The sequence below is a fragment of the Horticoccus luteus genome (assembly GCF_019464535.1).
Taxonomy (GTDB): domain Bacteria; phylum Verrucomicrobiota; class Verrucomicrobiia; order Opitutales; family Opitutaceae; genus Horticoccus; species Horticoccus luteus.
Genome location: NZ_CP080507.1, coordinates 3,668,868 through 3,680,965, shown reverse-complemented (window position 1 = coordinate 3,680,965; position 12,098 = coordinate 3,668,868). Strand labels below are relative to the sequence as shown.

6 protein-coding genes are annotated in these 12,098 nt (G+C 63.7%); 2 read left to right on the top strand and 4 right to left on the bottom strand.

Going from position 1 to position 12,098, the window contains the following annotated elements:
* Positions 1-4: 4 nt before the first annotated feature.
* Complete coding sequence (locus K0B96_RS14895) at positions 5-1,273, top strand: SGNH/GDSL hydrolase family protein (RefSeq protein ID WP_220161674.1); 1,269 nt, start codon at positions 5-7, stop codon at positions 1,271-1,273.
* Between the two features lie 66 nt (positions 1,274-1,339).
* Positions 1,340-3,259 carry a sodium:solute symporter family transporter gene (locus K0B96_RS14890; protein ID WP_220161673.1) on the top strand — a complete coding sequence of 640 codons (1,920 nt, stop codon included), beginning with the start codon at positions 1,340-1,342 and terminating at the stop codon, positions 3,257-3,259.
* A 342-nt stretch (positions 3,260-3,601) separates the two neighbouring features.
* Here K0B96_RS14890 and K0B96_RS14885 read toward each other — a convergent pair whose 3' ends face one another.
* From K0B96_RS14885 to K0B96_RS14870, 4 genes are all read right to left on the bottom strand, one after another.
* Complete coding sequence (locus K0B96_RS14885; protein WP_220161672.1) at positions 3,602-5,242, bottom strand: hypothetical protein; 1,641 nt, start codon at positions 5,240-5,242, stop codon at positions 3,602-3,604.
* A gap of 1 nt (position 5,243) precedes the next feature.
* On the bottom strand, positions 5,244-7,667 hold the full coding sequence (locus K0B96_RS14880) for a BACON domain-containing protein (protein WP_220161671.1): 2,424 nt from the start codon (positions 7,665-7,667) through the stop codon (positions 5,244-5,246).
* A gap of 552 nt (positions 7,668-8,219) precedes the next feature.
* A complete protein-coding gene (locus tag K0B96_RS14875) occupies positions 8,220-10,331 on the bottom strand; it encodes an alpha/beta hydrolase family protein (RefSeq protein WP_220161670.1) in 2,112 nt (703 codons plus the stop codon).
* A gap of 240 nt (positions 10,332-10,571) precedes the next feature.
* Entirely contained in the window at positions 10,572-11,717 is a 1,146-nt protein-coding gene (locus K0B96_RS14870) for a hypothetical protein (protein ID WP_220161669.1), read from the bottom strand.
* Positions 11,718-12,098 lie beyond the last annotated feature (381 nt).

The following is a 12,098-nucleotide window of genomic DNA, read 5'->3' as shown; positions in this document are numbered from 1 at the left end:
CGCGATGTCGAATCCCATGCCCCGCCGTCAATTCCTCAGTCAGACTGCGGCGAGCGCGGCGGCCTTGCTGGCGAGCCGGGCGCTCGGCGCGCCGGAGGCGGAGCCCGTCACCGCGCGGAGCTATCTCGCGGCGCATCTATATACGCGAGCGGAAGTCGATGACTGGCTGGCCGGGCGGGCGTTCCCATTTGCGAAATATAGCAGCGACTACGGATGGCTGCTCCGCTCGGCAAAGTTTCAGGATGGCATGGATGATTCGATCTGCGTCTACACCTACGGGACATCGGACGAGCGGATCACGATCAATTACCGCGACCGCCCGTGCCGGATCAACACCTACGGCAACAGCTTCACCCAATGTCACCAGGTGAGTGACGGCGAGACGTGGCAGGAGGCGTTGGCGGCGCATCTGCACGAGCCGGTCCGGAATTTCGGCGTCGGCGGCTGGTCAGTTTATCAGGCTTATCTCCGCATGATGCAGGAGGAGAAGCGGCATCCGGCAGATTATATCATTTTCAACATCTACGAGGACGATCACTTCCGCAATTTGGACGCCTGGCGAAATTTAAGGGCAAAGAAACACATACAGTTCATCGAGCCGACCCTGCCGCACGTGCGGGTGAACGCGCGCGACGGGCGATTCGAGGAATGCCCGAATCCGTGCCCGACGCCGGAAAGCGTGTACCATTTGTGTGACCTCGACTGGGTGTGTGCGCACTTTGAAGAGGACTTTGCGCTCCAAATTCTGCTGGCGCACCTGAATGCCAAAATGGAAAATCCGGATCGGCGTTACGCCGGCATTCTCGCTCTGGCGACGACGCACGGCATCGTGACGCGCGAGCAGACCGCCGCAAACCTTTCGGCCACGGCGGACGAATTGCATCGACGCTCCGCCTACTTCGCTTCGGAAAGGATCGTCGAGAAGATTGAAGCCTTTGCGGCGCAGACGGGGAAGCGCGTGCTCTATGTGGTTTCATACTCGCCCAGCTTCATCGCGCGCCATGCGGCGGAAGGCGTGCGGCCGGATCAGTCGTTCATCGATTTCATGCGGGCAAAAAAGCTACCGCTGGTCGATCTGCTCGCCGGGCACGCCGCCGAGCTGGCGCACTACAGCGGCGACATCAAAGACTATTTAAAGCACTATTTCGTCGGTCACTACAACCCGCGTGGAAATTTGTTCACGGCGCTTGCGTTGAAGGATGCGCTCGTCGCCATGTTGGAACCGAAACCGCCCGCCTACCGCGCGGACCCGGACGTCACACGGTGGAAGTGAGCGCCATCGGCCCTGCGTCGCATACCACGGGTTTTATTCGCCAATTCGTCTTATTCGCCAAGCCCTATGAGTCCTCTCGACGTTATTGTCTTCCTCGGCTTTGTCGCTGCGGTTGTTTTCATCGGCCTGTTTATGAGCCGCGACGAAGCCGTCGCGTCGGACAAGGGGGCGAGCGACTATTTCCTCGCGGGGCGTGGACTCACCTGGTGGCTGATCGGTTTTTCGCTGATCGCCGCCAACATCTCGACGGAGCAGTTTGTGGGGATGTCGGGGCAGGCGGCGGACTGGCTGGGGATGGCGATCGCGTCGTATGAGTGGATGGCGGCGGTCACGCTCGTATGTGTGGCGTTTCTCTTTCTGCCGAAATTCCTGCGCTGCGGCATCTACACGGTGCCGGAGTTTCTGGAGTATCGCTTCGGAAGTTTTTCGCGGACGGTGATGGCGGTGGCGACGATGGTGATTCTGGTCGGCGTGCCCACGGCGTCCGTCATCTATTCGGGGGCGAAGGTGATTACCGTGGCGTTTCAAGGGCAGGCTTTGCTGGGCCTGGATCTGGGCAACATGACCGTGGCGTGCTGGATCATCGGCGGCAGTGCGGCGATCTACGTTTTTGTCGGCGGGTTGAAAGCGTGCGCCTGGGCGGATTTGCTGCAGGGCGCGGCGCTGATCGTGGGCGGAGGAATTCTGGCGTGGCTGGCGGTAAAAGCGTTGGGCGCGGCTGATCCGACGCAACTGGCGGCGCATGCGGTGAATCCCGGCGCAACGGCGGACAAGATTGCGGAGACGTCGGGGTTGAGCCGGTTCTGGCTGTTGAACGACGCGCCCGCGGCGGCGGGCGGAAAACTGCACATGGTGCGGCCGTCGACTGATCCCTCGATTCCGTGGACGGCGCTCGTCGTGGGTCTGTGGATTCCCAACTTTTTCTACTGGGGCTTGAATCAGTATATCATGCAAAGGACGCTCGGCGCGAAGTCGCTCGCCGAGGGGCAGAAGGGCATCGTCTTTGCGGCGGGCTTGAAGCTGATCGTGCCGTTCATCGTGGTGATCCCGGGCATCCTGGCGTTCAATCTGTTCAACACCGATCTTCGCGACGAGGCGGCGCGCAAGAACGAGCCGGCGATCGCAGCGATGCGGGCGGACTCGGCTATCGTTTACCCGATGGACGTGCGATTTGCCGCGACGCATGCCGATCTCGCCGCGGAGGTTTACCGCCACAACGCGGCCCTGCTTCACCAGCCAGCGGAAGAGCCGGTGGATGCCGCAGCGCTGCAGGCGGCGAACGACGCGTTGGTGACGGCGGCGAAAGGGAGCGCGCTAGTGGTTGGGACGAGGCTGGTGGCCTATGACTACGACGCGGCGTTTCCGACGTTGCTGCGGCGGTTGCTCGCGCCGGGCACGGGGTTGAAGGGCTTTGTGTTTGCAGCGATTTTCGGTGCGGTGGTGAGTTCGCTGGCCGCAATGCTCAACTCGGCGTCCACGATTTTCGCGATGGATCTCTATCGCAAGGTGCGGAAGGAGGCGCCGGCGCGCGAACTCGTGCGGGTGGGGCGAGGGGGTGTATTGGTTTTCACGATCATCGCGTGCCTCATCGCGCCGGGACTGGGAAATCCCGCGTTCGGGGGCATCTTCACGTTCATCCAGGAATTTCAGGGCTTCATCAGTCCCGGAGTGCTGGCGGTGTTCATCTTCGGCCTGATGGTTGCGCGCACGCCGCGCTTCGCCGGCTGGTTGGGAATTATATTGAATGCTATTCTATACGGAGCGCTGAAAGTGGCGATTCCGGATGTGTCGTTCCTCAACCGCATGGCGATCTGCTTCGGGCTGGTGGTTGCGGTGCTGACGATCGTGACGATGGTCCGTCCGCTGGCGCAGCCGGTGGAACTGCCGACGCAGAACGTGATTGCGGTCGAGAGCTCTGGTCGCGCGAAGGCGTGGGGACTCGTGGTGATCGTCGCAACGGTGGCGCTTTACGCGATGTTCTGGTGAACGACGTTTGCGGGTGAGGTCTGGGTCTGCGCGGGGCGCGAAAGAGGGCAAGGTGGGCCGTGCGCGCCGCGCGCGGCTTGATCGGCTGGAGAGGCGACACAGCCGCGCGGGGGAGCGCGCGGCCCTCCGGCCTGCGCGAATAAAGGGGACTCCTATTTTCTCATGGCTATGCGTAAAAGGCACGTACAGGAACTCGAAGTCTGCATAGGGCCGGCCCTTGTGGCTGTGCCTGGCCTCCGCAGGAGGTGGTTCGGATGACGCACCGACCAGCGACGGCCCTACGGGCGGGAGAGAAAATAGGAGCTCCCTAAAAGTGCCGGGAAATCCACCCGCGCGGACCACTCATGGCTGCGCCTTCGCGCCCAAACGCGCCTTCAGCCAAAACGTCTGTTCCGCCATCTCCGCCGCAGCCACGGGATTTGCACCGCCCCGGCCCAGCTGCCAGGCGACAACCGTTATCTTCACCGGCCAGCGGGTGCGCGGAGGCACCGGCAGGAAAACCAGCTCGTCGCCCACCATCTTGGCCGGACCGCTGCGCACAAAAAACCGCACCTTCAGCCCGGCGTCGGACTCGGCATGCAGTGCGACCCGCGCGACGCCCGCCGTCTGGTCGCCAATCCTGCCAAAGGTGATTTTCTGAGCCCGGCCCGTGAACACCGGAGGCACAAACCGCGCTGGCTGGACCGTTGGCCGGTGCGTGGCATCGCCCGCATGGCGCACTGCGATGAAGTTCGGGATGGCGGGATAGCCGCGGTTCAGTTCGATGCGGTATTTGCCGCCATCGGCGACGAACACGCCGGAAATGCGCTCGATCGTGCGCGGGCCGGTGGCCGCGTGCGTCAGTTTCATGCCCGCCTGCGCAAAGTTTCCCGGCAACTCATCAAGAAACGTCGTTTCGAGGTGGGTGACCGTGACCCCGTCCGTGGCGATTTCGCACGGCACCGGGTCGGCAATGCCCGACTTGGAAAACTCCGCCGGTGTGCCGTCCGCCTTGGCGAAGGCCACGATCTGGTTCTTCCGCTCCCAATGGCCGTCATCCATCAGCGCCACCGCCGCCTCCGCCAGTTCGCGGTCGAAAAACCACGGCGCCGAGCGCTGATCACCCGTCGCCTCCTTCAGCGGCAGAATCCGCAGCGGAGCCGTTGGCAGTGGCGGCCGCATGTCGACCACGAAACCCTCGTCCGGCCGGATCGCGCGAATCGAGCCGTCGGCGTTCAGCCGATAGCGCATCACCTTGTCGATATAGAGCGCGAGAAACTCGAGGTAGCGATCCGTGTAGTCGAAGTGCCCGCCGCCAAACTCCTCGACATATGAAACGGGGCGCCAGCGGGCCTTCAATCCATCGCGAATCCGTTCCAGCGCCGGCAGTGAACGACCCTGCTTGGTCCAGTCAGCCGAGGTCTGCCGCCACTCGGGAAAATGCCCGCCGGAGTAAACGCCCGGCACCGAGCCCACCACCGGCAGCATGATGCCACCTTTGGCCGAGATGATCGCGAGCGTGCGATCAAGCCGCGCCTCGGCGAGCGTGCGCGCAAACGTCGCCGTCGTGGAATGCCCGAAGGTGATCCACGGTGCCGAGCCGATCTCAGAGTAGCCGGAAACCTCCGCTAGCTGGCGCAGCCCGTCCTCAAGCACCTGCACGGCTGCCTTCCGGTCCTTTTCAAAACGGATGTCGATGGCCGGGCAGCACCAAAGGATCGCCAGTCCGTTGCGGGCGCACGCCTCGCGGATCGCCGGATGCTCGGTGAAGGTCTGCTCGCCGACATTCTGCTGCGTGAGAATGAGCCCGCGCACCTTGCCGCAGTCCGGCGGAATCCACAGGTAAGCCGTGACGGGGTGGGCCGGGTGGCCGTCCACACCGCGGTTGCTGAACGTGGCGCTGAACTGAAACTCGCCGTTGCGGCACTCCGCGCTCGGCTCCGCTGCGGTGGTCGGATGGGCGACGGCCAGCGCCGCGCCCAGAACAAAGAGGGGCCATGGCATGTTATTTTTTCTCCCGCTGCCAGGTGTCGGCGAAAAATGCCGCCGGATTGTCGGTGATGATCAGCTCGTGCAGGCCGATTTCTCCGCCGGTCAGCTGCAGCCGCAATTCGTGGTCGCCCGGCGCAAGCTCGCCAAGATCGTGCAGGAAAACCACGCGCACATTCGTGGCGCCCGTGTTCCACTCGTAATCGGTGTTGAGCGGCACATTCGCCGGCTTCATCGCGCCGTCGAGCGTGAGGGCGAAATTCCGCTTTTTCATCACCTCGCGCCCGATGCCCGCCCGTGCCAGCAGCGCGTAGCGTCCGCCACGCGGCAGCACAAATCGCGCCGCCACCGACGCATCGCCGGCGTTGAGGGCGAGATATTTTCCGCCGACCGGCGCCCCGGCATCGCTCAGGCGCCGCTTCCCATCGGCCAGTGTCACCGCGTCCAGATACACTGTGTCTGGCGCTGACGCCGGTCGCAGATCCTCGTGAAAATCCACCGCAGCATACACGGACACCGGCCGCGAGAGGCCTGAGGGCGTGCGCACCAAAAACGCGCCCTTGAAGCGCGGCCGCCCGCGCAGCGCCGCAGGATCAACCGTCACCGTCAGCGTCACCGTTTCACCCGGCGCCACCGTGCCCGTCGCCGGCGAGACGTCGAACCATGTGGCGACGCGATTCTTTCGGATCACAAACGGCACCGCTTCCTTCGCTCCGGCCGGCACGCGCAGCGTGACCTGCATCCGCGCGTTTTTTTCGGGCGCGGAAAAATCGAGCTGGCGCGGCGTGGCCGTGAGCGCGAGCGGGCGAAACGGCACCTCCGTCGCGTCGTCGGCCAACGCGCCGAGGTGGGCGCCCGCCACGGTGAGATTGGCCACGGCCAACGCGCGCTGGCGCGCCGGGCTATCCGCGCCGAGGTGAAAATCACCCTCCTCCGGGGCGACGAAATGCGGATCACCCGCCGCGCCCTGCATCTCCTGCCCGACCTTGAGCAGGCCGTTGAGAAAACTCCGCGACGCCTCCACACTGCCCTCGAGCCAAAACAGGTCGCCGTCAAAATCCTCGCGCCGCGCCCAGTCGCCGGGGAGGCGCGCGGCGTTGCCGACAAAGACATTGTTGCGCATGTAGCCGAGGCGGCCGCTGCCCGTGGGACGGCCATAGCTGCCGTAAGCGCTGCAGTTGAGTCCGTAGAGCGTGTTGTTGACGAAGTGCCGCTTCCCACCCTGCTCCGCCCGGTGGCTGTTTTTGAAAAACATGAGCGCCAGACCCGCCTCATCGCCGGGATTTGCGACGAGGTTGCCGTAAACAAACTGGGGGCCGACGAAACAGGGGCCGGTGCTGATCCCGCAAGTCGTGCCCTCGATCTTATTGCGGTAAAAGCGCACGTTCATCCCACCGCCCTCGAGCTCGATGCCGTCGTCGTTGCCGAAAGCGAGGAAGTTGCCGCTGATGTCGCTGTCGCGAAAAAATCCGCCGTCCGGCGCGGAGTTGCTCGCGGACTCCACCACGTCGTTCCACCGATGCTCGTCGCTGCCGACGAAATCGTTCCATCGTAGCACCGTGCCGCCGCGCGCGAAATTCACGAAGACCGCCGAGGGGCCGGCCGGATGGGAATACATCCACGAGTTCGCCCGGTGCCGCGGATCGTGCACGTAGCAGCGCTCGACGACCGTGCGTGCGCTGCGCGTGATCGTGATGCCGCCGTCCAAGTTGATCAACTCGCCCGCGGCATCGGCATACTTGCCTCGCGCACCCGTGTTCGTGAACTGCTGCACTCCCACCCGACCCCAGCCCGTGACCTCGCAGTTGAGGATTCTCACCGACTCGGAGTTTTCGACGAGAATGCCGTAGCGCGCTCCGCCAACGACCGTGATGTTTTCCAAAATCACATGGCTCGCGCCGGAAAACGTGATCGCCGCGCCCGACAGATCCTTCGCGTCATACGCGCACTCCAGTTTCCAGCCCGCGGGCGCCGTATATTTGATCCAGCCATCCGGCTGGCCCTGATCAGAGATCACCCAGCCCTTCGGCCCTGGCGCGAGCTGGCTGAGATCGATGATGCGCGCGATCGGCGGGTGGCTCGACCACGTGTGAAACCCCTGTGGTCCGATAATCTCCGCGCCACTCGATGAAAGCACTCGCACCTGCCAGTCCGTATCCTCCGTCAGATTAAAAAGACTCCCTTTCCAAATTCCCACGGGCTGATCGCAAACCGGCTCAAAGGCCCGCTGCCACGCCGTGTCGCCCGTGCGGCGAAACTCCACCGCATAGCCGCGCCCCGCCACGTCAGTCGGGCGAAAATAGTAGCTGCAAGCCTCGAAACTCGGCGCGGTTTCAAGTTGCCCAGGCTTAAGCTGAAAGACCGGAATCACCGGCTCCCCCGCGATCGCGAGGCTGACCAAAGCCAGAGCGAGACATCCGACAGACAGAAGTGATTTCATATTATCGATGGCGAGGGGAACAACGCGGCCGGCCTCGATACTCCTTTGGCCACGCTCGAAAAATCAGCCCCACTCCGCGCCATCTCAATCGCCAACGAGCAGCGGATTCACGTCCCTGACGCATTTTGCTGCGCCCTGAGACCAAACTATTGCGGCCATCGATGGATTATCAGCGCTCCGTTGGGCCACACTTTCAGTGCTGAACCGGGTTTTCGCGAGTGAATCAACCCGTGCCACGCATCTATTCCCGCAAGTGGATTCTTCCGCCCACGGACCGCGCGCACCAGCGGGCGCCAGCAGGCCATGTCAACCCACGACGATATCTCGCATGGGGAGAATGCCAGGAGTGGCCTACCCGTTCGGCTACCGCCATCCGCACGACTTCAGCCGCCTCGACCAGAAGCACGTCGGGCGCCCACCACGCGTGCGCGCTTCAGCGCGAGGCTCGATCGGACGGAGAATCAGCCGCGCGCGGAGCTGGGCGTGGGCCGCGCGAGTGGAGGGGCAAAGCTGCCGCGCGGCGGAACGCACGGCCCACCGGGCGGGTGCTCGTCAGTGGCGAGGAGCCGCGATGGCGGTGAGGACGGCGCGGGCGAGAGTGGCGTCATCGGTCGGGTGTGCGGCGTCGTCAAAAACGATCGGCCGGGCGGCGGCGCCCAAGCGGAGGAGCGCGGGCACGTCGCCGTATTTGACGGCACCGGGGACGAACATCGGGTCAACCATGTCGCGCACGTGGGCGAAGCGGAAGCCCTCGAGCGCGAACACGGCACGAGCGATTTGGTCGGGGAGAAGCGCCACGGCGGTGGCGGCGGTCGGACCCGCGCCGGAGGAGCCGACGACGATAAGTTGGGCGGCGGAAAATTTGGGTTCTGCCTTGAGCCAGGCGACGACCGTGGCGACGTCGTGCACCCGCTGGGCGAGCAGAGTGGGATTGTAGCCGAATGTGTAGCAGGCGGCCGACTCCCAGCCGCGGCGCTCGGGATCGCCGTCTGCCGGCGGGAGGAGCGGTTGGTGCGCGGCGCCTTGCAGATAGAGCGTGGGTTGCACGACGACGCTGCCGGCAGCGCGAAGTTGGGCGATCGCGGATGTGGCGCTGGCGGCGTCGGCGGCAGGATTGGTGTCGGTGAGCCAGAGGACGATGGTGCCGTTGGGCGTGGCGTTGGTGGGCGCAAAGATCGCGCACGGGATGGTGGCGCCGGTTTGGGCGGACTTGATTTCGCCACGGGTCTCGCCGGCGGCAACAGGTTGCGGAGACGAGAGGGAGAGGAAACGCGCGTCGGTGGCGTCGGGCGCGGGATTATCGATCATGATTTCCCACGCGCGGCGCACGAGGTCGTCGCGGCCGGCGAGCTGGCGATCGGCGTCTTCGCTCCAGTATTTCAACACGGCTTCCTCGTGCGCGCCGCCGACGTGTTGGCCGGAGGGTTTTGGGTGGTCGGCGTTCCAGACGGTGAGTTCGGCGGGCGAGCTGACGACGAAGTCGCGTTCGAGGACCGGGAGCGAATAGCCGAGGTGGAAATGCTCGCTCATGAATCCATACATCGTGGCGCGGGAAACCTGGTTGTAGTTGTGCGGCCAGTGCGTGTTGAAAGTGGCCGTGAGATTTTCGGGATGGCCGAGCTGCGTCCAGAGGCGCTGCAGATCGGGAAAGCCTTTGGTCGCGAGTTCCTTCGTCCAGTCGTTGGCGGCGGTGAGGCCCATCGGCTTGGGCGCGAAGGCAGCGGCGAGATCGACGTTGCCTTGGTCAAGGCGGAGATAGGCGGCGTTTTCACAGAGGCAGCCGCCCTGCATGGCCGTGCTCACCATGACGGCGGGAAACGCGGTGGCGAGGCGGTCGTCGATGGCGGCGAGCATGAGGGTTTGCGTGCCACCACCGCTCTCGCCGGTGCAGGAGAGGCGGGAGGGATCGACGCCCGGCACGGTGAGGAGGAAGTCGAGCGCGCGAATGCTGTTCCACGTTTGCCAGCCGAAGTTGGATTCGAGACGCAGGTCCGCCATCGGACTGAGCAGGCCGAAGGTGCCGGGTTCGTCGCCGCACAACTCGTCGCGGCGGTGGTCGCGATGCGCGGCGACCTGGAGGCTGTCGGCGTAGCCGAGCATGTCGTAGATGAACACGGCGCAGCCCATGCGCGCGAGTTGCACGCAGCGGGCCTGGAGGAAGGCTCGCGCGCCGCTCTCGAAACGCTCCGCGCCGGTGGCGAGTTGCTCTTTGACGGCGGAGGAATTGGCGCCGAAATCCATGAAGCGGCCGTCGGGCCAATGGCCATGCGGGCTGAGGATGCCGGGCATCGTCGCGCCGGCGGGGAGAGACTTGGGAAGATACAGGTTGCCCGTGACGTAATGGCCGGGAAACGACTCAAAGAAGACGCGATCGATGGTGTAGTCGTCGCGTTCGATGCGGCCATGCACGACGGCGTGGAGGGGCGTTTTGGTAGGGAGCGGGAAAAGCCCCGCGGCGAGGAGCACGCGTTCGCGAATCGCGGCGCGGCGGGCGGACCAAGCGGCGGGTGACGTGGTGTTCTCCGCGTGAAACGGAAAATAGCCGGTGTGGAGATCGACCAAGGGACGCATGGGGGCTGACGTGGGGAGTTGCGCGGACGCGGCGGAAGTGAGCGTCAAGGCGAAGCCGAGGAGGAAGCAGAGGGGAGGAGACGCGGAGAACATAGCGGGGCGAGGTGAACAAAGTTGGCGCGAGGGCCAAAGGCCGTGGCAGGGCGAGCGAGTGGGCAGGTTAGGAGAGGCGCAGGGAGATGCAACGAGGCGTTGGGGCGGCGGTGCTGCGGGGAACTGATTCAGTGGCGGAGGAGGTGTCCTGAAGACTGCGGTCGGATGAAAAACACCGGCGAAAAAAAAAGCCCAAACCAATGAAGGTTTGGGCCGATGAAGCGAAGATGGCGCCGAGTGTCAGCGTTGACGTTGGCGACGGCGATAGGCCGCGCCGGCGAGGACGAAGAGACCGACAACCGCCGCGTAGGTGGAAGGCTCGGGAATCGCGGAGGCGATCGACGAGCCCACGTAGAGTTTGTAGGTTGTGCCCACCGTCCCGAAGTTCGCGCCTTCACTGGCGAAAAGCGAAATGTGGCCGTTCGTTAATGTCTGGCCGTAAAGCCCATTTACTCCGCTTGTGAAAGGGGTGTTTAGCATGTCGACAGTGTAGGAACCGTCGGCTAAAGAGGTGCCATTGATGAAAACCTTGCCGCTTCCAAAGGAAACGTCGGCTTGGAGATTGAGAAAACCGCTAGAAGTGGTGCCGAAATTGATCACCGCGTTCGGGTTAGTCGTGAAGAAATCCGTGTCGTTCGTGAACGAGATCGTGTGCTTGTTGACGACGTTGATCAGCCCACCTGTCCACCCGCTCATGTCGCTTACTGCCCACGTGTCGAAACCATTTTCCATCTGGCCACCTGCCGAGCCACCGCTCATTTCAATGCGCCCGGAACCTGTGATGGGCGCGTCGATTTTCACTAACATGTCCGTGATGCTACTTCCGATTTTGAACTGAGTGTCGCCGTTTAGGGTGAGAGAGCCGTTGATTGTCGTGACACCGTTACTGGCCTGAATGATGCGCAGAGAATTAGCCGCCGAGGCAGCGCCGGCAGTCATCGTGGCGGACAGCGGCGCGGTGGTGAGATTGACGGTGTAGCTGCCACGCGTGTAGGTGGCGGGGCTGAGGCGCGGTCCGGCGAGCACCGAGGCCAGTTCGAAAATGACCGCACCGTGGGTCGTGTTGCTGTTCAGGCTAGAGCCTGCAGCGTAGTCATCAATGACCAGCGACGAGCCGTTAAAAGTAAAGGAGCCTTGGGGATCAACTGTTGTGCCAATGCGGCCGGCGCGCAGCGTCCAGCCGTTGGTGTGATAGACGTTGCCGGGGGTTGTGTTGGCTGCGACGTATGCGGGCGTGCCGCCCAGCGTCCACTTGTTGTTTTGGGAACTATTTAGGTTGTCGCTCGTGCCGGCAGCGCCGTTAGCGTAATAATCGGTTTGAGCGTTGGCTAGCGAAGCGAGGCAGGCGGTTAGTCCGGATAGGAGGGTGAGACGATTGATTTTCATGGGGTAAATGTTGGAGCGCGCAAAATTTTATTGGTAGTGCATGACATGAGAAAGTCGCGGTCTAGCGCGGCCAAGCGTAATGACCACGCATCTTAGAGGACGTGAGCGAAGGTGCTTGGCGGCTCGTCGATGGAGGGCCGACAGTGCCGAGGAGATGAAACCGGGCGCCTTTGGTCGATCGGGCGGTGCCTGCAATTCGGCGAGTTTTCGCGGGCGGAGACGAAATTCGGAGCGAGTCGCACTGTTTCCTGCAATTCCCGTTCGGCCTCGCGTTCGCGGCCGGGTGACTGAAGAAGTGCGAGGGCCAGATTGTAGTGGTCAGGGAGAGAGTCGGGGCGCAATCGCGCGGCGATTTTCTGCTGCTCGATTGCCTCGGTCAGG

Excerpts from the sequence above, each read along its gene's own strand:
- K0B96_RS14895 (WP_220161674.1), top strand. The coding sequence starts at position 5 with ATGTCGAATCCCATGCCCCGCCGTCAATTCCTCAGTCAGACTGCGGCG.
- K0B96_RS14890 (WP_220161673.1), top strand. The coding sequence starts at position 1,340 with ATGAGTCCTCTCGACGTTATTGTCTTCCTCGGCTTTGTCGCTGCGGTT.
- K0B96_RS14885 (WP_220161672.1), bottom strand. The coding sequence starts at position 5,242 with ATGCCATGGCCCCTCTTTGTTCTGGGCGCGGCGCTGGCCGTCGCCCAT.
- K0B96_RS14880 (WP_220161671.1), bottom strand. The coding sequence starts at position 7,667 with ATGAAATCACTTCTGTCTGTCGGATGTCTCGCTCTGGCTTTGGTCAGC.
- K0B96_RS14875 (WP_220161670.1), bottom strand. The coding sequence starts at position 10,331 with ATGTTCTCCGCGTCTCCTCCCCTCTGCTTCCTCCTCGGCTTCGCCTTG.
- K0B96_RS14870 (WP_220161669.1), bottom strand. The coding sequence starts at position 11,717 with ATGAAAATCAATCGTCTCACCCTCCTATCCGGACTAACCGCCTGCCTC.